Origin of the sequence: Octadecabacter antarcticus 307 (assembly GCF_000155675.2) — a bacterium.
Classification (GTDB): Bacteria; Pseudomonadota; Alphaproteobacteria; order Rhodobacterales; family Rhodobacteraceae; genus Octadecabacter; species Octadecabacter antarcticus.
On record NC_020911.1, the window covers coordinates 3,347,203 to 3,371,085 of the forward strand.

The following is a 23,883-nucleotide window of genomic DNA, read 5'->3' on the forward strand; positions in this document are numbered from 1 at the left end:
GAAATACCCGCCGCCAAAGTCCGAATTACATCACAAGCACCCTGGAGTGATGTTGTTCTCAGCTGCAAACGCGGCTGCATCTGCTGTGATAAGTGGGCCTGTCACGCTATCATCAGGTGCGATGTAGTCCGTCAGCGCAACAAACGCGCCTGCTGCTGCATCCCACTGCTGAACGATGCCCATGCCGGAACCGCCGTGATCCTGACAGGATACGCTGAACTCAGGACCAACCAAAGGCATGCCCAGTTCTTCCATGCGTGCATTTGTGATCTCGAGGGCTTCCATCCCGTCACGCATCATCGCGGGCGTGATGTCTGCAACACCGTGGATTTCCTGTGCCTTGGCAATCGCTTCGGCTGCAAGCATCGCAGCATACATGCCACGGACGTACAGAACGGACCCGACGTTGGACCCGTCGCCAGCACCGTTACCAGCATCAACAACCATCGACTGCATTTCAGCCAGAACCGGCATGTCACCAATACGGTTCATGTTCAGCGACAGATAACCGTTCGCCGCAGCACCCGCAGGCGTCACGTCGTGTTCAGCGCCAGCCCACCAGTTGCCGATGAACTGATCCATTGGATAGCTGATGTTCGCGGCTTCCTGAATTGCGACTTGGTTCATAACGCCCCAGCCCCACATCAAAACATAATCAGGACGCTCACGGCGGATTTGCAACCATTGAGCGGTCTGTTCCTGACCCGGGTGATCCACGGCAAGTTCGCTGAAGTTAAAGCCATGCAATTCGGCCAATGCGTTCAACGTAGCGATAGGTTCTTTGCCATAAGCTGAGTTGTGGAACAGCAACGTGATGTCTTTACCCTCAAGGCTGCCACCGTTCTGGCCCAACAGATAGTTGACCATCACCGACGCAGCATCCCAGTAGTTTGCAGGATAATTGAAGACCCAGTTGAACGTTTCACCATCGGCGGCAGATGTGCGGCCGTAGCCCATTGTGTGAATAGGGATGCCATCAGCTGTAGCGCGTGGGATCAGTTGGTATGTGATGCCTGTGGACAGCGGTTGATAGACCAACGCGCCTTCGCCCTTGGTGGACTCGTAACACTCAACGCCAACTTCGGTGTTGTAGCCCGTTTCACATTCAACGATGCGGATCGCTTCGCCGCCGATGCCGCCATCGCGTGCATTCAACAAGTTAAAATAGTCCTGATAGCCATCCGAGAACGGCGTACCGCCAGCAGCATAAGCGCCCGAGCGGTAGCTGAGATCGGGGATGACCAAGTCGGCCATCGCTGCGGTTGCGCCAATTGTGGCTGTCAGGGCCAGCGCCCCAAGTGTCTTAAGTGTCATCGGATATATCCTCCCATTGGTTGATCCGTTCGTATGCCAAGTTGCCTCGGTCGTGTCGCGGGGCGGACCCCACGGGTAATCTTGTACTCGTAAAGGGCCCTAGTAAGGGAACGGCCAAAGCCGCAGCTTTTCCTTGGCCAATCGCCAAAGCTGCGCCAGCCCGTGCGGTTCCTTGATCAAGAAAAACATGATTAGCGCGCCGATGATGACCAACCTTAGATGGCTCACCAAATCAGTGGGCCACCCTAACAGATCAACCCCGACCACCTTGAGCAAAACCGGCAGCAGCACGAGGAACGCGGCCCCTGCAAAGCTGCCGAAAATGCTGCCAAGCCCCCCGAGGATAATCATAAAGAGCACCAGAAACGATTTTTGGATACCGAATGCATCGCCCACTTCCACGGCCCCAAGGTAAACACTGAAAAACAGCGCGCCCGAGATGCCGATGAAAAACGATGACACCGCAAATGCGGTTAGCTTCGCCTTGAGCGGGTTCACCCCGATGATCTCAGCGGCGATATCCATGTCGCGGATCGCCATCCAAGAGCGGCCCAGTGTTCCACGGGTCAGATTGCGCGCGATGATCGCGCAGATCGTCACAAATACGAGGCACACCATGTATTGAACCCACGGCTCAGTGTTTGGGCCCGTCACCGCTGCGCCGAACACCAGACGTTCAGGCGCTGAGATCTGGCCAGATGCGGAGTAGTTGTAAAACCACGACACTTTGTTGAACAACCAGACTAGAAAGAACTGCGCAGCGAGCGTTGCGACCGCAAGGTAAAACCCCTTGATACGCAGACTTGGAAGACCAAATGCCGCCCCGACAATCGCAGTGATACCGCCAGCTAGAATGACGTGAATAAGGATGGAAACGTCCGGAAAACTGGTCATCAACTTATAGCAGCTGTACGCACCAACAGCCATGAAGCCGCCAGTACCAAGGCTTACCTGTCCGCAATAGCCCGTTAAGATGTTTAGTCCGATCGCCGCAATCGCATAGATCAGAAACGGCACCAAAATAGCATTGGCCCAGTAATCGTTGATCAGGAACGGGATAACTAGGTAGGCGAAAGCCAAAATAGCCCAGTAGCGATAGCGATCAAAGGCAATCGGAAAGGTCTGATTGTCGGCCTTATAGGACGTCTTGAAATCACCAGCTTCGCGATAAAACATCAGGACGTTCCTTGGTTTGTGGAAAGGGATTTAAACACGTTCAATGATCTTCTCCCCGAACAGGCCTTGTGGACGAAACACAAGGAACAAGAGCGCCAGCATGTAGGCAAACCAGTTTTCAGTCGCGCCACCAAGGAACGGCCCGCCAATGGTGTATTCAAACAGCTGTTCGCCCACGCCGATTATCAGACCGCCGATAATTGCACCGGGGATGGACGTGAAACCGCCGAGCATAAGCACCGGCAACGCCTTGAGTGCGATCAACGACAGCGAAAACTGCACGCCCGATTTTGCGCCCCACATGATGCCTGCGACCAATGCCACGATGCCCGCAAGCGACCACACCAACACCCAGATAAAGTTTAGCGAAATACCGACCGACAACGCCGCTTGGTGATCATCCGCTACAGCCCGCATCGCGCGGCCTTGCTTGGTGTATTGGGCAAAACAAATCAATGCAGTGACCAGAACGATGGCCACAAGGGCCGCAACAATGTCCAACTTTCGGACAAAGAAGCCGAAGAAACTGTCATCCCCGAGGGTCGATGTTATATCCTCAAACCAACGCGCGTTGCCTTGCGGCAGACCCAGCGCGATTGTCTTGATCTCAGATCCCCACATCAGATCACCCACCCCTTCGAGGAAATAGGCGAGGCCAATGGTGGCCATAAACAAAATGATCGGTTCCTGTCCGACCAGATGTCGGAACACGTACCTCTGCACCAGCCATGCAAATATGACCATCACCACCACCGTCAGCGCGATCGCCAATAAGGCTGGCACCTCCCATCCAAAGTGATGAAATTCGGTGCCGAAAATAGAGTTGATCAGATGGGCGAAGGGTATCTGTCCGTCCATGATCCCCACGAGGGTCAGGGCGGCAAACAGCGCCATAACACCTTGGGCAAAATTGAAAATACCCGACGCTTTGTAGATCAACACGAACCCCAGCGCGACCAGCGCATAAAGAACGCCAGCCATCAGCCCGTTGATGACAACTTCGATGCCGTAAAGAAAATCAGCCGACATGTTTGCCCCCTGCGTGTGCGGTGAAATTAGTCATGTGCAACCCCCAGATAAGCATCAATCACGTCTTGATTGTTGCGCACTTCGTCCGGCGTGCCGTCGCCAATTTTACGGCCATAATCCATCACGACCACACGGTCGCTTAGATCCATCACAACGCCCATGTCGTGTTCGATCAGGGCAATCGTGGTGCCAAATTCGTCGTTCACATCAAGAATAAAGCGGCTCATGTCCTCTTTTTCCTCAACGTTCATGCCCGCCATCGGTTCGTCCAGCAGCAGCAATCTCGGTTCCGCGGCAAGGGCACGCGCCAACTCAACGCGCTTTTTCAAACCGTACGGTAGGCGCCCAACCGGCGTCTTGCGGATCTTCTGGATTTCCAAAAAATCTATGACCCGTTCTACAACTTCACGGTTTTCGACTTCTTCGCGCTCAGCCTTACCAAGCCACATCGCTTGGCTAAACATGCCCGCTTTCATGTGGTTCAATCGGCCCGTCATGACGTTGTCCAGCACTGACATACCCTCAAACAGGGCGATGTTTTGGAATGTACGCGCAATGCCTTGGCGCGCCACTTTATAGGGACGCATCGGGGGGCGCTCGACGCCGTCAAACCAGACTTCACCTTCTTGCGGTTTATAAAACCCCGAGATGATGTTCAGCATGGATGATTTGCCCCCACCGTTTGGCCCGATAATCGCACGAATCTCGCCTTCGCGGATATCGAACGAAATGTCTTTGATCGCCTCGACCCCACCAAAACGCAGGGTGATGTTGCGCAGATCAAGCATTACGTCCCCGATCAGGCGGCCATCATCCGTCACATATGGTTCGACACTATCTTTCATTCCGCAGCCTCCAATTTTTGGACAGGCTGCACGGCAGCATCGACAATCATGAGGGTCGCCTTGATCTGGCCTTTGCGGCCATCTTCATAGGTCACTTCGGTCTCAGTATAAATTTCGGCCTTGTCGTTATACATCGCGATCAGAATATCGCTGAATTTGTCTTCAACCACCACACGGCGCACCTTTTGAGTGCGGGTCATTTCACCGTCATCCGGATCCAACTGCTTGTGCAGTACTACAAAGCGGCTCACCTGACAGCTTGACAGCATCGGATCAGCGGCAACAGACACGTTCACTTCTTCCACGTGCCCGCGCAAAACTTCCAACACACGAGGATGACCTGCCAATTCTTGGTAGGATGAATACGCAATGTTATGACGTTCAGCCCAGTTGCCCACCGCCATCAGGTCGATGTTCAGAAACGCAGTGCACATCGTACGGCCATTGCCGAACACAACGGCCTCAAGAATGTTGGGGAAGAATTTCAATTTGTTTTCAACGTATTTTGGTGAAAACATCGCGCTATCGCTCATCTTGCCAACGTCTTTTGCGCGATCAATAATCCGTAGGTGCCCGGACTCAGGGTCGATGAAGCCAGCATCACCTGTCGCAACCCAACCATCGGCATCCTTGGTCGATGCAGTACTTTCGGGATTATTGAAATATTCAACAAACACACCGGGGGATCGATAGAAAACTTCGCCGCTTTCGGCTATTCTCAATTCAACACCCGGACTTGGTACGCCAACAGTGTCGCTGCGCACCTGACCGTCTGGTTGCTGCGTGATGAACACGCTGGCTTCCGTCTGACCGTACAGCTGTTTCAGATTAATCCCGAGCGAGCGATAAAACGAAAACAGCTCCGGCCCAATCGCCTCACCCGCTGTGTACCCAACGCGCACACGGCTGAGGCCCAAAGTGTTCTTAAGGGGGCCATAGACAAGCAGATTGCCAAGTAAATAACCGATCCGGTCGCCAAAACCCACGCTTTCACCATCCAGCAGGCGGGGACCGACCGTTTTGGCATGTGCCATGTAGCGTTTAAATAGCCACTTTTTGAACCGGCTCGCATCTTCCATGCGGATCATCACTTCGGTCAATTGGCTTTCAAAGACGCGCGGTGGGGCGAAAAAATACGTGGGGCCAATTTCACGCAGGTCAGTCTGCATCGTCTCGGCGCTTTCGGGGCAGTTCACGCAAAACCCTGTCCACAACGATTGGCCTACAGAGAAGATGAAATCGCCGACCCATGCCATTGGCAGATAGGCCAGTACATCCTCATCGGCGCGCAAGTTGTCAAACTCAGCCGAGTTCTTTGACGTCTCAATGATGTTGCGATTTGACAGAACCACACCTTTTGGGCGGCCGGTGGTGCCAGACGTATATAGCATCACGCAGGTATCATCGTAGCTTTTGGTAGCCTGAATAGCCTCAAGGCGCGGCCAAATCTCGGCACGTTTATCACGGCCAATTGCGCGCACCTTTGCCATAGCGGACAGGTTTGGGGCATCATATTTCCGCATTCCGCGCGGATCATGGTAGATCATCTGCTCAACCTGGGGGATCTGGTCTTGGACTTCGTGAATCTTGTCGATTTGTTCTTGGTCGCCCGCAATTACGAACCGCGCCTCGCAGTTGCTCAACACATAAATCATCTCTTCGGCGACGGCGTCTTGGTACAACGGTACCGGTATCGCGCCGCACATTTGAACAGAAATCATCGCCCAATACAGCGCGGGCCTGTTGCGTCCGATGATCGCAACACTATCGCCTGGCCCAAGCCCCATATCGGCCAGACCGCAAGCAAGATCTTCGATTTCAGTCGCGGCCTGCGCCCACGTCCAACTTTGCCAGATACCAAATGCTTTTTCACGGTAGGCAGGCTTGTTTGGGTGACGCAAAACATTGCGTGCCAATAATTTTGGCAGCGTTTCACGGCCCTCTTTTGGCGCAATTGCGATCATTGGTCCTCCCAGACGTATGGGCCGAATCTCCCGTTCAGGCCCACATCACAGAAGTACCCTCATGAATTAGTCTTTCACAAGTGTGTCACAAATCCATCCAAATCTTACAACGCAGCTGATCTCTAGCCAAGTGTCTAGCATTGGTGTTACGCTTGATGACATCATGCACCACAGCGCCGATTATATTCAAAAGCTAACGTCCGCGGGCTTGAACCTGATCACGCAAGCAATCTCCATTTATGACAGGGACTTACGGTTGGTCGTCGCAAATGAGCGGTTTCAAAAGATGTTCGACCTACCGGTCCGTTTGGTGGAATTTGGAGCATGTTTTGAAGACACGGTTCGCCATCTGGTCTGGCGCGGCGACTATGGCGATGTTGTCGATATTGAAGCATTTATTTCCGAACGTAAGACCCAAGCCCGCGCATTTGAACCCCATTATTTTGAGCGGACACGCTCAAATGGCACGACCATCTCAGTTGAAGGCGTGCCCTTGGAAGAAGGCGGCTGGGTCACGGTTTACACCGACATTTCGACCGTCAAAGCGCAAGAACACCTCTTGCGAAAACGCTCGGCCAACTTGTCAGATAAATTAATATCGCGATCCGAGGAACTGTCCCAAACCAACCGCGCATTGATGGCCACTATCACCGCCTTAGAGGAGGCCAAGCGCAATCTGACAGCGTCGCAGGATCGACTGAACCTCACCAATGCCATGACCCCCGCACACATCGCGCGCGTCGGGCCAGATGGCGTATACACATATTCCAACCGAAAACTGCATACGATCTTGCCCAGCCAATCCAGCAACGTGATTGGCAAGCATCTGCTCGACGCTTTGGGGGAGGAAGTCTACAGTCTCATCAGCCCCGACTTTGCCCGTGCGCTCAACGGGGAAGCGCCTGTTCTCGAGTTTACGGACAGCCAATCTTCAAAACACATTCGCATCGCGTTCACGCCCGAAATGGACAGCGCTGATCACGTCACAGGCGTCTATCTATTGTCAACAGACGTCACCGAGGAGGTCAACGCAAGACAAGCGTTGGTTCATGCTCGCAGACGTGAATTGGCGGCACAGCTGACCAGTGGTTTAGCGCACGATTTTAACAACTTACTTACGATCATTCTAGGGCAACAAGGTCGTCTTGCTGCACAATCCAACCTATCCCCTATTCAACACGAGATCAGCCAAACGATTAGATCAGCAGCCTTTCGTGGTGCTGCCCTTATTGAAGGCTTGTCAAAAGTTGACGCCAAACGCGAATTGGAAATCCAACCAGTCCAGATGCAGCCTTTTATCGAGAACTTCGCGCTTTTGGCACAGGCGGCCCTTCCGTCTGGCACAGTTTTGGACATCGCGCATGATTTGCCCGATCCGGAACTGATACTTGACGCAGGCTTCGCACAAGATGCGCTTTTAAACCTCGTGCTGAATGCTGGTGAAGCCATGAAAGATCCGGGTCTCGTGAAGATTGACCTGCGCCGCGCCGATGGCCCGACTTTGCTATTGTCGGTCCGTGACACGGGCCCTGGATTTACAGAACACGCGCTGAAAAATGCGCTTGCGCCATTTTACACCTCAAAGCGCGGGAAACCGGGGCGGGGTTTGGGTCTATCGACCGCCTTTGATTTTGCCAAATTAAGCGGTGGTCGCATCCATTTGGGCAACCATAAAGATGGAGGGGCGGAAATTACACTGCGCCTTCCCTACCAGACACCACCACAAGATCTGCCCGGTCTGATCCTGCTGGTTGAGGATGATCCGGCATTGCGCGAAACCATCCGCGAACAACTGCGCGATCTGGGTCACGCTGTGATTGAAACCGACAATGTAGCGGAAGCCGTTCGGCTGGCCCAAGTTCCTGACGTGACATTGATTTTAACAGATGTGATGTTAGCACAGGGTGGCACAGGGTTTGATTTGTCGGAAGCGTTGGTCGATGCGGGCCTAGACCTGCCTTTGCGGGCTATTACTGGCCTGCCCGAAAACGATCCAGTGCGCCAATCTTTAGCCCGTTTTCACCCTGTTCTAAGTAAGCCATTCACTTTGACCGCCCTCAAAAGCCACCTCCAGATCTCACAAGGCCCCACATGACCGATGCCCCTCTGATCGCAATTGTTGATGACACCCGCGAGATCCGGACATTGCTGCAAGACGCATTGGAGGACGCCGGATTTCAAACAGTTTGCTTTGCAAGTGCGACGATGTTCGAGCAATCGATGCGCTCACTCACACCGCAGGTCTGCATTGTCGATCTGGGGCTGCCAGATCGTGACGGCCTATCCCTAGTCAACAAATTATCGAGCGAAACAAACGCGGCAATCATGATTATTTCAGGGCGAATTGCCCTGCCCGACAGGATAGCGGGATTGGAGCTCGGGGCTGATGATTACGTCACTAAGCCGTTCGAGCTGGCCGAGGTTGTAACGCGTGTCAAAGTCCTGTTGCGCCGCCGCAAGCCCAGCCCCATAGACGTACCTGCCGCAGCGATCCGGTTAGGGAACTGGACAGCCAATCTTGATCAACACGCGTTGGTTTCGGACACGGGTGAGACAAAGCGATTGTCTTACGCCGAGGTCAAAATCCTTGAGCTTTTCACCAGCGCACCCAATCGACTAATCACCCGCGATCGCCTGCTTAGTCATTTGCGCGAAGACGGTTCGGAAACCTATGATCGCGCGATAGACGTAAGAATTTCTCGGCTACGCAACAAGCTCGGCGACGATCCCGTCAATCCAAAGATGATCAAAACGATCTATGGTGCTGGCTATATTTTTATAGCAGAGCTGACCTAATATAAGAGTGATGAGGAAACAGCACGCAGCATCTGTCACATTGGGCGGCGGTTTCAACCGGTCGACGCAACACTTCGATCTTTAAGAAAAGTTGGAGCGTAAGCCATGAAGTATCGTCGTCGTGTATTTTTCACGGACAAGCAAAAGTCAGAGATATGGGATCGGTGGCAACGCGGGGAGACGATGAGTTCGATCGGACCTGTCGCGGTTTGATGGCGCTCCTTTGATAACATTTACTGCAACAAAGGAGATGAACTATGGGACTGAAACGAACGGACGAATTCCGTAAGGATGCGGTGCGCATTGCACTGACCAGCGGGCTTACACGCAAGCAAGTGGCAGATGATCTTGCCATAATTGCCCAGCAAGCGATTACAAAGCAATCTGCCGAAAGGGGGATGTCGACGCTGAACAAATGGATCACGGAACATCCCACTGCCCGGCAGTCGTTTGCCAGCAAACGATGAGAGGGGGAAGAACACCGCGAAAGCTTCGCCACCATTCGGATGTGTCGTGTCATGAACGTCAGTTCTCGTGGCTTGCGGCCGTTCCGCAGCCGTCCTGCCCGCCGCAGACAGCGGTCCGATCTGGTCACACTGGCGCACATCAAAGAACAATCTCGTCTCAGCCTCAACAGCTATGGCAGGCCGCGCATAACTGAGGAACTCAAAGAGATTGGCTTGGATATTGGGCACCAGCGCGTGGGCCGCCCCCTCTCGGCAGATTGCTTTGCAATCACCTGTCCCGCTGCCCGGCAGTCGCCGCTTGCGGCGATGAGAGGGGCAGTGGATGCGCCAGAACGGTATATCAGTGGTACAGCAACCGGATGAAGCGGGACTTGGCGATCAGAGCGCTGGGGATGGCAATAGCGTTCCGGTCACCGCCTCAAGGCTGCATCCATCACACGGATCGTGGCAGCCAATAATGTTCTCACGATTATCAGAAGGTCTTGCGCCAACATGACTTCAAGGTATCCCCCTCTCATGCATGTAAACATGCACTGCCGGGGCAGTGCATGAGCGGGAAAGGGGATTGTCACGACAACGCCGTCGTCGAAACGGTCCTCAAAACCACTCCTCTCGGTGAATATGAATATTCACCTGCCGGGCAACGCAAGGCGGAACTGATCTGGCGGGACACATGGGAAACCCGCAGGCGTGCCAAAATGGCGATCTTTGGATACATTAATGGCTTCAATAATCCACGACGGCGGCACTCCGCATTAGGCTGGAAAAGCCCTGTCGCATTCGAACGGAAAGTGGCCTAAATGGGCATCTGGGGCGGCACGAAAGCGCGACAGGTCCAGATCGGACGTAGCGACCTGCGCCCCTAGCTTCCTCAAACCGAACATTGGTAAGGTGGCTCAACATTTTGGTATCCATATGACCGCTGTGCGGTGTCTTGTTTCAACTGTCCGGCTGACATCATGAGAACGTTTATGTCAAAACAGTGCAGCTTATGTGGACGCTACTTAAATCGTTCTGCATTCATCGGCAGCGCCAACGACTGTGCAGAGAGTCGAGACATCGAGACGGCTTTGTTGCACAAATCGTCATGATGTCAGACCTCCCCTTAAATCTTGACCGATTTAGCCTACGGTCTCGGTACGGGGGATGCCAAGGGCTGTGAAACCGTTCAGGATCGCAGCACGGATTTGGATTTCCGCGACCTGACGATCGCACCGCCTCGCTTCGCGCCCTCGCACCGGGCGTGTCTAACTTCCACAATTTGGCGTTCTTGCGCGGGTGATGGGCGTCTTAGAATTGATCCTGTGGATCAATTCAGCCCAGAACGGGCGTGGCCCTGGGGGGATCACAGCCTGAGCATTACGGGCCGCAATAGCGTCATGGCATTTGAGCGTATTGTATGCCCCATCTGCCGTGACGCTGCCGATCTCTTGGTCTGGTGGAATTTGGTTGAGCAAGTCAGGGAGCACAGGCGAATCCCTTGCTCAGCAGGCGATTGCAAAGCAATCTGCTGAGAGGGGGCAATGCTGCTGCTCGTCGCCTCAATTGCGCGTATTTCCAGTGTTTGTTCGTCGATACCTATATGTATCCTGCGCCAGAGGCGGCGTTTAGGGCCACCCTTTGCCCGACAACACATGCTTGCATGTGTGAGAGGAGTGCTTGCGCGCATTCCACTCGCCTTCGCCCTCCGCTTTGATGCCCGTGCTGTCCAATGCCCGTCAGGGGTTTGCTTGCAAACCATGGGAGGGGATCAGAAGGTGCAGCGGCCCCGCTGACCTCTGGTATGGAATAGCAACGGACAACGTCTTTTGCCCCTCTCATGGAAACTGTGTTTCGACTGCCGGGCAGTCGTCGACAGAAGGTGCTGAAATCGGGCACCCCCCAGTCCAGTCCAACCAGTTCCAAAAGGCTTTCTACAAACCCAGTGGTTTGCCTCAACGGCAAACCAAACAACACTTTCATGGTTAGGCAGGTTTGTATGGTCGCATCACTATAAGCTTGTTGACAGCCGCGATTGCCTGAAGGCTCCGCTTCCCAATCCATCTTGGTGTCAAACCAGATCGAAAGGGACCCCCGTAGCTTCAGAGAAAGGTTATAGTTCGACCAATTCCTGGTCTTGCAAGTCCTTGGGATCCAGCTGCTCATGACGCAAAGCCATCACTCTGGATCCACAACATGAATCCCTTCGGGCAATTTGTGCAACAAAGCCCCAACCGACCATCAACTCCCGCCGCCGCTCCAACAAATCAGACCGCGCATAAGCCCGCTCTACGTTTGACCCAACTTGATGCGCCAGTGCCGCCTCTGCAAGCTCACGCGGTGCGTTTGCCGCCTCCGCGGCCTAATCCCCTGAACGAACTGCGGAAACCATGCACGGTGAAGCCATCGCGCCCCATACGGCGCAACAGCATCAGCATCGACATATTCGACACCGGCTTGTGGCGTTTCTGCCCCTCAAAGACATAGGCCGACACCATCGCTTTGAGCGGTTCCAGTATCGCCAGCATGTCCTCCGTAAGTGGGACGCGATGTTCTTTGCCACCTTTCATCCGCGCGGCTGGCACGGTCCACAAACGCGCCTCAACATCAACCTCAGGCCATGTCATGTCCAATACCTCAGACGTGCGGCTGGCCGTTAGGATTGTGAATTGCAGCGCCTTCGCCGCCGTCGCGCTGCGCCCGTTCAGTTCAGCAAAGAACGCTGGCACGTCGCGCCACGGCATCGCGTCGTGATGTTGCACCTTGGCCTTCACTTTTGGCAAAAACTGCGCGTCCTTGATTGCTGTCACTGGATTTTCGCCTGAGCGAAAGCCCTTAGACTTCGCCACGTCCAGAACAGTCTTGATGCGCTGTGCCAGCCGCCGCGCCGTTTCGTGCTTATCCGTCCAGATAGGCGACAGGCACATCAGCACTTCAGGCTGGCCGATGCTATCAATCGGCATGCGGCCAATCTTGGGAAAGGCATAGTCGCGCAAAGTGTTCAGCCATTGCTGGCCGTGTTTCGGGTTTTTCCACGTCGGCAAACGGTCAATATGCACTTAGCGGCTGACCTCTTCAAACGTGGGGATGTCGCGGTCCGCGTTGAAACGTGGGTTCAAGCCCGTCTTGGCCATCCGCCGATATTCCAGCGCACGGTCGCGAGCTTAGTTGAGCGTGACAATATCTGCGCCGCCTAAACCAAAGTCAGTGCGCAGTGGCGCGCCCTTGCGGTTCTTCTGGCCTTTGAAGGTGACCCGCACAATATAACGCAGTGCCCCTGAGGGATCGACAACCAGATAAAGGCCCGCGCCATCGCCATGACGACCAGCCCCTAGGTTCTCAACCAGCTTCTTCGTCAGTTTGCCGCTCAGTGCTGCAAAGATAAATACCACTCTTCATACCACTCAAGGAAAGTATACAGGGGCAATTGGATGAAAGCCAATGAAACGTACAACAACGATTATCAGCATATAAATAAAGGCTGATAGCAACTTAAACTGATGGGAAAAAATTTATACAAATGTGGTAATGGCGGATCGACAGAAAGAAGTGAATTCTGCCCAATAGCCCTCAGAAGCCGTCAAGACTTACCTTTAACCGATTGTATTTCATATCTTATTTCCACCGCCTGCCCCCACGTGCCCCGAGGTTGGGTTCGTGCAGTTCAGTGCCGTTTTGTACCCTGTTTTCAAAGCAAAACGGAAAGGAACAATCAATGTTAACAGTCAAACAGATCGAAGCAGCACAACACGGATCGTCACCAGATCGGCTTGCAGACGGCAATGGTCTTTATCTGCGTTTAAACAAAGGGGCGGAAAAACTTTCCAGCTCCGCATGACGCCCAACGGCAAAACTAAATGGATCACATTGGGTCATTACCCAGAGCTCTCATTGCGCGATGCGCGCATGAAATCGATGCTCACACGAGCTGATATTCTAGATCCAAAGACAGATGTTTATAAACCACCAGAAATCATAGGCATGCCCGACTTGCCTGAAAAAAACGAAGCCATACCCCTCTTCCGTGACGTTGCAAAGGTGTGGTTTGATCGAAAAGTGCTAGGGCTTTCAAACGGCAAACACATTCAGCAAAACTGGAACACACTGAAGACCTACGTTTTCCCACAGTTGGGCGCACTTCCAATTGATCAAATTAAGCAGCGCCATCTGATTGCTGTCTTTGACCCAATCTGGCGGATCAAGCACACAACAGCAAAGCGGACGCTGGGACGTGTGGAAGAGGTTTTCGAACTGGCCAAGTTGCTCGAACATATTGAAATCAATCCAGCGAGCTTCAAACGCCAGATCGCATTTGGCCGCGTCACGATTCAAACACGTCACCAACCGTCGTTGGATCGGTCACGTGCCCCCGATCTGTGGCAGTGGATACTAAAGCACGATGTTGCTGAGGACGTGCGCCAAATGCTGATGGTGATGCTCCTCACGGGCAAGCGAACAAAGGAAGTGCGGATGGTTCAATGGATCGATCTTGAACTGGATCAGCTCATTTGGACCAGTCAAAGGGAGCACATGAAAATGCGTCGCGCGCACCGCATTCCAATCTGCAAGCAACTTGATGTTATCTTTGATAATATGAGCTTGTTGACAGGTACGTCAGACGCAGTCTTTGCCCGACCGAAGAACAAGCTTGGTGTGATTGATGAGAATTGCGCTCGGTTAGAATTTCAAAAATTTTATCCAAATATCACTGAGCATGGAATGCGGGCAACATTTCGGACATGGCTCCGCAAGCAAAACTGCTATTCGCAAGACCTGATGGAAACGGCTTTATCCCATGAGAAAGATCCGATGGTAAACGCATATATGCGTGATGATCTTCTCGACGAACGGCGACCTACGATGCAAAATTGGGCCGATTACGTAACGGGCGGCGCTATGCCTCCTCGCCTACAAGACCAGCTCTAAAGTGGCCACGCTGGCCGGCTCAGGCAGATCCGGTCAGAGCTTATCTGCGGCTTAGAGGCGCTAAAGGACATACTGCGCTCAAAACAAAAAAGAAAGCGCACCAGCATAGAAGCTGAGATGCTGTCTCATTTCAGTGAGACTGAAAGCGGTAACCCGGCCTGATATGTGGTTGTGCAGGACTTGTCAGCCACCCTCTTCTTGTTTCATCCAGTTTACGAACAGGACAAGTTTTGGATCTGGATTTGGCGTCGCCTCAGAAACCACGTAAAGCCCTTGCGGTCGTTCTACCTTAATCGGACTTAGCTGAACAAGGCTACCGGCGACCTCATCCGCCGCGGTCAAGCACGACGGGGATCATCCACATTCACCCAATCAGCGTTTACGGTTGCGTCTCGCGGCATAGCGACGGTCACGTTCTGCCTTACGTTCGGCTTCTCGCACCGCATTTTGCTTGATCTCTCGATCGACAGCCTCAGCTTGCTCAATCTCGAGTTCAGCGTCACGCGCCAGTGTTTGCACGCCCTGCCGTTCAGCGGCCACAGCTTGTTGCCGCTCAACATCCGCTTTGCCTTGCAGCAATTTGGTCGCTTTATTTTTTCGTGCTGCCTCAAGACCTGCCGCTACTTCTTGTCTTTCTGCGCGCTTTGCCAGCCTCTCAGGATCATCCGCCGCAGCTTTGAACCGTTCGAGCCGCTGCTGTTTGGCTTCAGACGCTGTCTTGAGGCGCCCGTCAAAGCGATCTCCAATAGAGTTCTTCATGTATTCTTTGCTCACATTTCCTGCAGTCAGAGGCCTACGAGATTTCCACGCAGAACCGCTGGACTATGTGACCTTGTGATCACTCATTAGGACGGTCGCCTATCTCACAGGATTGCGCTTAGCAATAAAAAGTGGGCACTAAAATTACATATCCGATAAAAGCTGCGCACCGCAAACATCGAATGATCATGAAAAATCCAGCGGTGGATTTGGCGACCCTTCCCTTTCGGTAACCCCTTTCATCTCAATACCAATGCATTCGGTTCTCTAGGTGTTCGGTCCCGGCATCTGGTGGATCGGATTAACGATGAATCTTTCTGGTTCTGAAGTCCCTATCTTGCAGATGTATTCGTACGGCGTCAGGCCGTTGAGCGTCTTCAGCCTTCGAGCAAAATTGTAGGCCGCTATGAAGTCTGCGAGATGGGTGTGCAGCTGATCATTCTTGTCGTAGTGATGCCGCCTGACTGTTGCGTCCTTGATCGTGCGGTTCATCCGCTCAACCTGGCCATTGGTCCATGGATGGTTGGGCTTGGTCAGCCGGTGCTCAATCCTGTTGGCATCGCAGATCATGTCGAACCGCATAGGCCGTGAATATGGTGTGTTCCGGTTACGTGGTTGCTCACAAAATTGAATGCCATTGTCCGTCAGAATTGTGTGGATCTTGTATGGCACCGCTTCCAGAACAGCCTCCAGGAACTCCCAGGCCGTCTTGCGATTTGCTTTTTCTACAAGCCGTGCCACGGCAAACTTGCTGGTTCGGTCCCTCTCGTGACATCGCTTTGCGATTCACTGCCGGGCAATGAATGGCAAACTGAACCGCCCCGGCTTTACCGGAGGGTGATTTATTCAATGACTAGGCGACCATATCGAGTTTGTTCAGGTTTGCATAGAACGCCTCCTCTGCTTCTGCGGGTGTGATGTATCCGATGGGGCCGAGCAGGCGGCGGTTGTTATACCAATCGACCCATTTCAGCGTTTCCCACTCAACCTCACGCATCGATTTCCATGGACCGATTTGGTTGATGACTTCGGTTTTGAAGAGGCCGATGACGCACTCGGCCAGCGCATTGTCGTAGGCATCACCGACGGTTCCGACCGAGAGATCGATTTCGGCCTCGGCCAGGCGCTCGGTATACTTGATCGACAGGTATTGTGATCCGCGGTCCGAGTGGTGGACCAAAGCCTTGTTATCTGGTGTTTTTCTTTGCCAGATTGCTTGCTCCAACGCGTCGAGCACGAATTGGGTCTTCATTGATGTCGATGTGCGCCAGCCTACGATCCGCCTTGCAAAGACATCAATCACGAACGCGACGTAGACTGTCCCTGACCATGTGGGCACGTAAGTGAAGTCTGAAACCCACAGCTTGTTTGGCCGATCCGCCTTGAACAGGCGGTTCACCTTGTCGTCCATTGCCTGGCAGGCGATTTGCAAAGCAAATCTGCCGAGAGGGGGGGGCATGGCAAAGACGTGTCCGGGTTCGTGGTAATGACCTTCTTGCCACGAACGACGCCTTTGATGCCCAAGGCGCGCATCAACCGCTCCACAGTGCAGCGGGCAACATCCTCACCCTCCCGTCGCAGAACATGCCAAATCTTTCGGGCCCCGTAGAGTTTGCAGTTGTCCGCCCAAGCCCCGTCGATCTTGACGCTCAGGGCGGCATCAGACTTGGCACGAGCTGACGCCCGCTCAGGATCACGCGCGATGGCGCGCCGGTCATAATAAGTGGAAGGGGCAAACTGCAGCGCCCTGCAGATTGGCTCGACCCCAAGTGTCTCTCGGCTTTCCGCAATGAAATCCATCATTTGCGAAACGGGCGGTCGAGCTCCGCCTGTGCAAAATACGCCGACGCCTTACGCAAAATCTCATTGGCTTGACGCAGTTCGCGGTTCTCACGCTCAAGTTCCTTGATCCGCGCCTTCTCAGCGCTGGTAGGCTCTGGCCGTTCGCCGCCATCGCGCTGGACCTGACGGGCCCAAACGCGAAGGCTGTCCGGTGAACAACCCAATTTACCCGCGATCGCCGTCAGCGCCGCAGCTTCGCTCTGATATTCATCGCGGTGTTCCATAAGCAGCCGAACCGCACGCTCGCGGAACTCAGGTGAATACGGCTTCGAGGTCTTCTTCTTTTGTGTCTGTTCCATAACGGGCAATTCTCCGAGAGTTTTGCCCTCCGGTAAAGCCGGGCCGGTTCAAACTGGATATTCACCGGTTGAGCGACGGGAAGATGATGTCGTTTAGCAATTGCCCTGCAGGATTTAAGGCGCTTTCCAAGTTCTGCGCAAAGACGCCAGTGACACGCGTTATTTATGAAGCAACAGGCGCCTACCACAGTGGTCTAGAACGGGCCCTAGGCGGGTATTTGCCATTGGTAAAAGTGAACCCCTTGCAGGCGCGCCGGTTTGCTCAGGCACAAGGCGTACGCGCAAAAACCGACGCCGTCCCTTCTCAGCGATGTAAACATCGCCTGCCAGGCAATGGATGCCAAAATGCTGGCCGTTATGGGGATTGCTTTTGTGTTAGAACCAGATGAGCCAGCCACAAAAATACAGCACGATCTGAAGGAGTTACGCGCATTTCGTTCAGGATTAATCAAAGATCGCACCAGCATCATGAGCCGTCTGAAAACCCAAACCCTGTCCATCACTTGCCGTCAAAGCAAAGCCCGCTTGGCTCAAGTTGAAAGACAAATCGCTGAAATCAATGCTGAGGTTGATCGTCTGATACACTCCAACGACACGCTGGCGCATTCGATGAAAATTCTTCGCTCAATTCCCCCCTCTCATGCATGCGAGCATGCACTGCCGGGCAACGGGACATCGGCGCGGTCTGTGCTGCCACCATTTTGATAGACCCTCTCATGATTTGCATGCAAATCACTGCCGGGCAGTGGATGCCTGAGATCGAGTGGACAGAATGCAGGTGGCCAGTTTGACTGGAACATCTAGCCCCCCTCTCACACATGCAAGCATGTGTGAGAGGGCAGTGGATGACGCGTCAATCGGGCCAATGGCGAGGAAAATCATTCATTCAGGGCGGCCGGAAAGTAGTGCGGGACGCACTCTATATGCCTGCCCTTGTGGCGATGCGGCACAACCCCGATCTCAAGACCAAATACCAAGCCATGATTAAAGCTGGAAAGCCACCAAAAGTCGCCCTTACGACGCTCATGCGAAAGCTCATTGAACTCGCCAACGCCCTCATCAAAGCAAATCGAAATTGGGTGGAAAAGGGGGCTTGATCAAGACGGATACTCGTTTGTTAACTCTTCGTCGTGGAGCGCCACAAACCATGCGTCCGAGTAAAACATCAGCTTTTGCAGCTTAAGCGGAGTTAGTAAATCGCCACGCTCACAGCTTTCCACAATCAAAAAATCTTGCTGATTTTTTGATGCGGTCGAATCTGGTCCTGTCGCAATTTTGAACATCATAAACTGCATACAGGTTGATTTTTCTAACAATGGAATCCTTATAGCAAAATGTTATCCCCGCATTACCCAAATCCACGCCGGGCTAGATTCCAATCCGCCATAAACACCCATCCGGCCCGAAGTCCTGCACCACATGCCCGCTATCCCAAAGCCGACACAGTGCTATGTAGGCCCGTTGCACGGCACTCTTGCGCGACACCCCCACCAGTTCAGCTTGTATAACGTCTGCCACGTCTGACGTAGTGCACGGCAGCATCGCCAACACGATCCGCTTGCGCTTACCTGCTCGATAACGGCCTGTCGTGCATCCGCTGGGGTCTATCAACGCCGCGCAGGTCCATTATGGCCTCTACGTCATGCCTCGCTTCGCCAGTGCGATACAGTGCCAGCAGCGCGTTGTTGATGGTTTTATCCTGCATGCCCTATTGTGATTCACATGGGCGGAAAGATCAGCTATATTTTTGGTGCGTTCGATACATAAGGCCGTAAATATCCACTCCGGAGGCACCAACCGTTCAACCCGCACCACGCAAAATGTGCGCGATCTGGCAGCCAAACGGACAAAATTAAACATCACGCGCGGCGTAGCCGCTCCGCTGGATCACGGCCATGAATGCAGTACCTAAAACGGCATCGGGTGGGCGCGGTGGGCGGTGTCGATATCTGCCAAGACCTCAGCCGATAGTTCAATATCTTTGCCCGCCAACAACTCTGCCAGTTGCGCCGATGTGGACGCGCCGAAAATCGCGCTGACCTTGAACGGGCGGGACCGCTGGAACGCCATCGCCATATGCGCCAGCGACATGTCGTGTTTTTGCGCCACCTTTAGATAAGCATCCACGGCGTCAAACACACGCGGCTGCACCCGCCCGCCCAGCTGCGGCCCGTAAGTCATGCGCGACCCGTCCGGCACCACACCATTCTGATATTTACCTGTCAAAAGCCCTGTCGCCAGTGGTGAGAATGAAAAACAAACCACGTCCTCGTTGACCGACATTTCCGCCATATCAGTGTCATACAGCCTGCACAGCAGCGAATATTCGTTCTGCACAGACGCCACACGCGGCGCGCCCAATTCTGTCGCCACATCGATCCATTTCGTCGTCCCCCACGCGCTTTCATTGGACAAACCAAAGGCACGAATTTTGCCCGCGTCTTGCGCCTGCTTTAACTTGTCCAGCACCCCGGCGATGTGATCCATCGTCTGTGCACGGCTCTGCCCGCTTGGATCAAAAGTCCAGTTCTGGCGGAACATATACGACCCGCGTGCCGGCCAGTGTAACTGATACAGATCGATGTAATCAGTGCCAAGCCGCGCCAGATTACCATCCAAAACATCAAGGATATTCTCAGGCGTGAAACCCGCACCGCCACGGATCAGCGGGCTATCACCACCAGCTTTTGTGGCGATAACCACATCCTTGCGCCGTCCGGTCTTGGTGATCCATTCAGCAATGCACTTTTCGGAATTGCCGACAGTGTCTTTGCGCATCGGATTGACCGGATACATTTCCGCAGTGTCGAGAAAATTCAGTCCCGCGTCCAAGGCCATATCAATTTGGCGGTGCGCATCGTCTTGCGGGGTCTGTGTCGAAAACGTCATCGTGCCAAGGCACCAATCGCTGACCATAATTCCAGTGCGCCCAAGTTCGATCTGCTTCATCTGCGTGCCTCTGCTGCTGCGTTTCGCAAAAACATAAAGACCACAAATGGCTGCACAACCCCGAACCAACAATTACACCAAAAATATGGATGACCGGAACGAAAGCACCTGCAAACGGTTTAACGGCGAATTGCGCCGCATGCATTTGTGCGACCGCCGTCGTTGGGCGGGATGGGCTGTGTTGATGGCAACTGTCGGACTGTTTACAGTCTTTTCGCTCAATACCTAAATTAACAAACGCTTTGTTGACGGGGTTGCGGCGCAAACGATGTCGTTTCCCACCAAGCACCGGATGATCATCAAGATGCGTGTACAGGTCGAAGACCGCGTCTGTGATCAGACCTTACCGCCGCAACTGCTGCATCCGGCGCTGGCGAAAACGCTGTGCCTGCGCGCGTCTGAACGGCGTTTAGGCGGACACACGACCTATCACAATGTGTCGCGGACCTTGTGCGATCGCCCGACTGCGACACCAGATGTCGATTAAGCCGCAGTTATCCCTGCGCAATCGGCTTTTATGACCCAATGCGTATGATCGTTTCCTTTGCTGCATTGTTTTTGTCGGTGTTGTTGTTGCAACTGTCGTCAGGTGCCGTTGGCCCTCTGGATGCGCTTGCAGGATTGCAGAACGGTTTCAGCCGTGGCGAGGTTGGCTTCCTCGGGTCCATGCATTTCTTGGGCTTCTTTATCGGTTGCTGGTGGGCACCACGCCTCATGGGGGACGTCGGCCATAGCCGCGCATTCGCCGCGTTCACCGCCATGGGGGCGATTGGCATGGCGGGGCATATTCTGATCTTCGATCCGACAGCTTGGGCGCTGCTGCGCATCATGTCGGGCATTTGCATCGCGGGATGTTACACCGTGATCGAAAGCTGGCTGCAGGCCAAAGTCACCAATGCATCACGCGGTCGTGCCATGGGCCTTTACCGCGTCGTAGACATGGGCGGCAGCCTGATCGCGCAGCTGATGATCGGCACCTTGGCCAGCATGGAAACCTACATCGCCTACAACCTACTGACGATCCTGTGCTGTGCGGCGATGCTGCCGCTGGCCCTGACCCGCGTGCCACAACCCGAAACGCCCAGCGCTCCGCGCCTGCGCCCCTCCCTTGCGTGGCGTTTGTCACCGCTGGCAGTTGCGGGTGTTTTGGTCGCCGCATTGTCCAGCGCATCGTTCAGAATGGTCGGCCCGATTTATGGCCAGGAGGTCGGGCTGGCGGCCACCCAGATCGGCCTGTTTCTGGCGGCCTTCGTGGCCGGCGGTGCCGCAGCACAATATCCGATCGGTTGGTTGGCGGATAAATATGACCGACGCTGGATCTTGGTGTGGTTGTCAGTGGCATCAGTGTTTTCTTGCGCGGTGACAGTCGCCGCCTCCGGTCTTGGCACTGCGGGCGTGATGATAAGTGCCGCACTTTTCGGACTGACCACGTTTCCCGTCTATTCCGTCGCCGCATCCCACGCCCATGATTTTGCCACCAACGAAGAACGCGTGGAATTGTCGGCCGCCTTGATGTTCTTTTATGCGGTTGGCGCGATTGCAGCCCCGTGGGGCACATCATTGCTGATCGAGGCGTTCGGCCCGTCCGCGTTGTTCTATTTCATATCTGCGGGCCATGTCTTGCTGGTCATCTTCGGCCTGCGGCGGATGCGCGTGCGCGACACCCGCGAAGACCGCACACCCTACGTCTATACCCCCCGCACATCGTTTACGATCGGGCGGCTGCTGAGGCGAACGCGCGACCGCTAGTATCACGCCAACCTTCGCGCTACACCACACCTAACAGCGTATTGGCAGGAAAACATGGCACGTCACCTCATCACATCGGCGATTCCGTATATCAACGGGATCAAACACCTCGGCAACCTGATCGGCAGTCAATTGCCCGCTGATCTGTACGCACGCTATCTGCGCGGGCGTGGCCATGAAGTGCTGTTTTTGTGCGCCACGGATGAGCACGGCACCCCCGCTGAACTGGCCGCCGCCAAAGCAGGCAAACCAGTTGCAGACTATTGCGCCGAGATGTGGACTGTACAAGCGGATTTAGCCACGAGGTTCGGGTTGTCGTTTGATCACTACGGACGGTCCTCTTCGCTGCAAAACCGCGCCTTAACGCAGCACTTTGCCGGTGTTCTGGCCGACAACGGGTTGATCGAAGAACGCATGGAAACCCAGATGTATTCCCATGAAGACGGGCGATACCTGCCGGATCGCTACATCGAAGGCACCTGCCCCAACTGCGGTTTTGAATCAGCGCGTGGCGATCAGTGCGACAATTGCACGAAGCAGCTGGATCCAGTCGATTTGATCAATCCGTATTCGACAATTTCCGGTTCAACCGATCTGGAAATGCGCGACACCAAACATTTGTATCTGCTGCAATCCAAGCTCAAGGACGAAATTGAGGCATGGATCGACAGCCAGACAGGCTGGCCCGTTCTGACGACGTCGATTGCAAAGAAATGGCTGAACGACGGCGACGGTTTGCAGGACCGTGGCATCACCCGTGACCTTGACTGGGGCGTGCCCGTGATGCGCGGCGACGCCCCTTGGCCCGGTATGGAAGACAAGGTTTTCTACGTCTGGTTTGACGCGCCCATCGAATACATCGCCTGCGCGCAAGAATGGTCAGACGCGACCGGTGGCCAAGATTGGGCGCGCTGGTGGCGCACGGATAAAGGCGCCGATGATGTGCGCTATACGCAGTTCATGGGCAAAGATAATGTGCCGTTCCACACGCTGAGCTTTCCCGCCACGATCATCGGATCTGGTGAACCTTGGAAACGGGTCGACTACCTGAAATCGTTCAACTTTTTGAACTACGATGGCGGGCAATTTTCCACATCACGCGGGCGCGGTGTGTTCATGGATCAAGCGCTTGAAATCCTACCGGCGGACTATTGGCGCTGGTGGCTGTTGTCGCGCGCACCTGAAACCTCGGATTCAGAATTCACTTGGGACGCGTTCCAGGTGGACACGAACAAAGACCTCGCCGATGTATTGGGTAACTTCGTGTCCCGTGTTACGAAATTCTGCCGTTCAAAATTCTCCGAAGCCGTGCCAGCGGGTGGCGAATACGGCGACGCTGAGAACAAACTTATCGCTGATCTGCAAACCCGCCTGACGACGTATCAGGCCGCTATGGATGCCATAGAAGTACGCAAAGCCGCCGCCGAATTGCGCGCAATGTGGGCCGCTGGCAACGAATATTTGCAGGCCGCCGCACCGTGGTCGGTGTTTAAGGAAGACCCCGACAAGGCAGCGGCGCAAATCCGGCTCGCGCTTAACCTGATCCGTATTTACGCTGTTCTTTCAGCGCCATTCATCCCGACCGCGTCTGCCACGTTGTTATCAGCAATGAACACGATGGATATGGACTGGCCCGACGACATGAACGCATCCGCGCGCGCGCTGTCCGCAGGACACGCGTTTACTGTCCCAGACAATCTGTTCGCCAAAATTTCTGACGAACAACGGGAAGAATGGGTCGAAAAGTTCGCCGGAACCCGCGACTAACGCGTCGGTTCAATCTGCACTG

At 54.2% G+C, this 23,883-nt stretch carries 17 protein-coding genes, 5 pseudogenes and 1 other annotated feature; of the genes and pseudogenes, 9 read left to right on the forward strand and 13 right to left on the reverse strand.

The genetic code is table 11. The annotated features are described in order from the left end of the window. Positions 1-30 precede the first annotated feature (30 nt). The 5 genes from OAN307_RS17145 to OAN307_RS17165 all read right to left on the reverse strand — a co-directional run bounded on the left by OAN307_RS17145 (position 31) and on the right by OAN307_RS17165 (position 6,328). The gene (locus tag OAN307_RS17145; RefSeq protein ID WP_015500874.1) at positions 31-1,314 is read right to left on the reverse strand and encodes an ABC transporter substrate-binding protein; all 1,284 of its coding nucleotides are present in this window, start codon (positions 1,312-1,314) and stop codon (positions 31-33) included. A 99-nt stretch (positions 1,315-1,413) separates the two neighbouring features. After that, entirely contained in the window at positions 1,414-2,490 is a 1,077-nt protein-coding gene (locus OAN307_RS17150) for a branched-chain amino acid ABC transporter permease (protein WP_015500875.1), read from the reverse strand. 30 nt (positions 2,491-2,520) lie between these two features. Further along, a complete protein-coding gene (locus tag OAN307_RS17155) occupies positions 2,521-3,519 on the reverse strand; it encodes a branched-chain amino acid ABC transporter permease (protein ID WP_015500876.1) in 999 nt (332 codons plus the stop codon). 26 nt (positions 3,520-3,545) lie between these two features. After that, positions 3,546-4,364, reverse strand: coding sequence for an ABC transporter ATP-binding protein (locus OAN307_RS17160; protein ID WP_015500877.1), 819 nt, complete (start codon positions 4,362-4,364; stop codon positions 3,546-3,548). Then, positions 4,361-6,328, reverse strand: coding sequence for an AMP-binding protein (locus OAN307_RS17165; RefSeq protein ID WP_015500878.1), 1,968 nt, complete (start codon positions 6,326-6,328; stop codon positions 4,361-4,363). The genes OAN307_RS17160 and OAN307_RS17165 overlap by 4 nt, the downstream gene beginning before the upstream one ends. Positions 6,329-6,458: 130 nt before the next feature. Here OAN307_RS17165 and OAN307_RS17170 point away from each other — a divergent pair, with 130 nt between their 5' ends. The 3 genes and pseudogenes from OAN307_RS17170 to OAN307_RS17185 all read left to right on the forward strand — a co-directional run bounded on the left by OAN307_RS17170 (position 6,459) and on the right by OAN307_RS17185 (position 10,391). Continuing rightward, positions 6,459-8,423: a hybrid sensor histidine kinase/response regulator gene (locus OAN307_RS17170; RefSeq protein ID WP_333783177.1), complete on the forward strand. Its 1,965-nt coding sequence runs from the start codon at positions 6,459-6,461 to the stop codon at positions 8,421-8,423. After that, a complete protein-coding gene (locus tag OAN307_RS17175) occupies positions 8,420-9,124 on the forward strand; it encodes a response regulator transcription factor (protein WP_015500880.1) in 705 nt (234 codons plus the stop codon). The genes OAN307_RS17170 and OAN307_RS17175 overlap by 4 nt, the downstream gene beginning before the upstream one ends. Positions 9,125-9,381: 257 nt before the next feature. After that, positions 9,382-10,391 (forward strand): annotated as a pseudogene (locus OAN307_RS17185) (DDE-type integrase/transposase/recombinase). A 321-nt stretch (positions 10,392-10,712) separates the two neighbouring features. Here OAN307_RS17185 and OAN307_RS26840 read toward each other — a convergent pair. The 3 genes and pseudogenes from OAN307_RS26840 to OAN307_RS30270 all read right to left on the reverse strand — a co-directional run bounded on the left by OAN307_RS26840 (position 10,713) and on the right by OAN307_RS30270 (position 12,962). Beyond that, positions 10,713-11,736, reverse strand: a pseudogene (locus OAN307_RS26840) (IS5 family transposase). A gap of 167 nt (positions 11,737-11,903) precedes the next feature. After that, complete coding sequence (locus OAN307_RS30265) at positions 11,904-12,629, reverse strand: tyrosine-type recombinase/integrase (protein WP_245540881.1); 726 nt, start codon at positions 12,627-12,629, stop codon at positions 11,904-11,906. 105 nt (positions 12,630-12,734) lie between these two features. Next, positions 12,735-12,962: an Arm DNA-binding domain-containing protein gene (locus OAN307_RS30270; RefSeq protein WP_245540882.1), complete on the reverse strand. Its 228-nt coding sequence runs from the start codon at positions 12,960-12,962 to the stop codon at positions 12,735-12,737. Between the two features lie 265 nt (positions 12,963-13,227). On the opposite strand from OAN307_RS30270, the gene OAN307_RS17195 reads away from it, so the two are divergent. Continuing rightward, a complete protein-coding gene (locus OAN307_RS17195) occupies positions 13,228-14,496 on the forward strand; it encodes a tyrosine-type recombinase/integrase (protein WP_144055610.1) in 1,269 nt (422 codons plus the stop codon). A gap of 372 nt (positions 14,497-14,868) precedes the next feature. Here the strand turns inward: OAN307_RS17195 and OAN307_RS17200 are convergent, their stop codons facing one another. The 3 genes and pseudogenes from OAN307_RS17200 to OAN307_RS17210 all read right to left on the reverse strand — a co-directional run bounded on the left by OAN307_RS17200 (position 14,869) and on the right by OAN307_RS17210 (position 17,396). After that, a complete protein-coding gene (locus tag OAN307_RS17200) occupies positions 14,869-15,255 on the reverse strand; it encodes a DUF6481 family protein (RefSeq protein ID WP_015500883.1) in 387 nt (128 codons plus the stop codon). A gap of 267 nt (positions 15,256-15,522) precedes the next feature. Further along, positions 15,523-16,017 (reverse strand): annotated as a pseudogene (locus OAN307_RS17205) (integrase core domain-containing protein); the annotation flags it as partial. A gap of 91 nt (positions 16,018-16,108) precedes the next feature. After that, positions 16,109-17,396, reverse strand: a pseudogene (locus OAN307_RS17210) (IS3 family transposase). Next, positions 16,984-17,100 (reverse strand) — a sequence feature (AL1L pseudoknot). (Overlaps the previous pseudogene by 117 nt.) An 8-nt stretch (positions 17,397-17,404) precedes the next feature. On the opposite strand from OAN307_RS17210, the pseudogene OAN307_RS31665 reads away from it, so the two are divergent. After that, positions 17,405-18,493: pseudogene (locus tag OAN307_RS31665) on the forward strand (IS110 family transposase). On the opposite strand, the gene OAN307_RS17230 reads toward OAN307_RS31665, so the two are convergent. Continuing rightward, positions 18,494-18,691, reverse strand: coding sequence for a Panacea domain-containing protein (locus OAN307_RS17230; RefSeq protein ID WP_044043953.1), 198 nt, complete (start codon positions 18,689-18,691; stop codon positions 18,494-18,496). A 613-nt stretch (positions 18,692-19,304) separates the two neighbouring features. Continuing rightward, on the reverse strand, positions 19,305-20,345 hold the full coding sequence (locus OAN307_RS17235; protein ID WP_015500887.1) for an aldo/keto reductase: 1,041 nt from the start codon (positions 20,343-20,345) through the stop codon (positions 19,305-19,307). 46 nt (positions 20,346-20,391) lie between these two features. On the opposite strand from OAN307_RS17235, the gene OAN307_RS29110 reads away from it, so the two are divergent. The 4 genes from OAN307_RS29110 to metG are packed head-to-tail and all read left to right on the forward strand — an operon-like array spanning position 20,392 to position 23,861. After that, a complete protein-coding gene (locus OAN307_RS29110) occupies positions 20,392-20,574 on the forward strand; it encodes a hypothetical protein (RefSeq protein WP_044043955.1) in 183 nt (60 codons plus the stop codon). A 39-nt stretch (positions 20,575-20,613) separates the two neighbouring features. Then, on the forward strand, positions 20,614-20,832 hold the full coding sequence (locus OAN307_RS17245) for a hypothetical protein (protein ID WP_015500888.1): 219 nt from the start codon (positions 20,614-20,616) through the stop codon (positions 20,830-20,832). A 38-nt stretch (positions 20,833-20,870) separates the two neighbouring features. Beyond that, positions 20,871-22,094, forward strand: coding sequence for an MFS transporter (locus OAN307_RS17250; RefSeq protein ID WP_044043957.1), 1,224 nt, complete (start codon positions 20,871-20,873; stop codon positions 22,092-22,094). A 54-nt stretch (positions 22,095-22,148) separates the two neighbouring features. After that, positions 22,149-23,861, forward strand: a complete 1,713-nt coding sequence (gene metG / locus OAN307_RS17255) for a methionine--tRNA ligase (protein ID WP_015500890.1) — start codon at positions 22,149-22,151, stop codon at positions 23,859-23,861. Positions 23,862-23,883: the final 22 nt, after the last annotated feature.

Coding starts and splice junctions, on each gene's coding strand:
- OAN307_RS17235 (WP_015500887.1), bottom strand. CDS start 20,345: ATGAAGCAGATCGAACTTGGGCGCACTGGAATTATGGTCAGCGATTGG.
- OAN307_RS17245 (WP_015500888.1), top strand. CDS start 20,614: ATGTCGTTTCCCACCAAGCACCGGATGATCATCAAGATGCGTGTACAG.
- OAN307_RS17160 (WP_015500877.1), bottom strand. CDS start 4,364: ATGAAAGATAGTGTCGAACCATATGTGACGGATGATGGCCGCCTGATC.
- metG (WP_015500890.1), top strand. CDS start 22,149: ATGGCACGTCACCTCATCACATCGGCGATTCCGTATATCAACGGGATC.
- OAN307_RS17200 (WP_015500883.1), bottom strand. CDS start 15,255: ATGAAGAACTCTATTGGAGATCGCTTTGACGGGCGCCTCAAGACAGCG.
- OAN307_RS29110 (WP_044043955.1), top strand. CDS start 20,392: ATGGCTGCACAACCCCGAACCAACAATTACACCAAAAATATGGATGAC.
- OAN307_RS17165 (WP_015500878.1), bottom strand. CDS start 6,328: ATGATCGCAATTGCGCCAAAAGAGGGCCGTGAAACGCTGCCAAAATTA.
- OAN307_RS17250 (WP_044043957.1), top strand. CDS start 20,871: ATGCGTATGATCGTTTCCTTTGCTGCATTGTTTTTGTCGGTGTTGTTG.
- OAN307_RS17155 (WP_015500876.1), bottom strand. CDS start 3,519: ATGTCGGCTGATTTTCTTTACGGCATCGAAGTTGTCATCAACGGGCTG.
- OAN307_RS17230 (WP_044043953.1), bottom strand. CDS start 18,691: ATGCAGTTTATGATGTTCAAAATTGCGACAGGACCAGATTCGACCGCA.
- OAN307_RS17145 (WP_015500874.1), bottom strand. CDS start 1,314: ATGACACTTAAGACACTTGGGGCGCTGGCCCTGACAGCCACAATTGGC.
- OAN307_RS17175 (WP_015500880.1), top strand. CDS start 8,420: ATGACCGATGCCCCTCTGATCGCAATTGTTGATGACACCCGCGAGATC.
- OAN307_RS17150 (WP_015500875.1), bottom strand. CDS start 2,490: ATGTTTTATCGCGAAGCTGGTGATTTCAAGACGTCCTATAAGGCCGAC.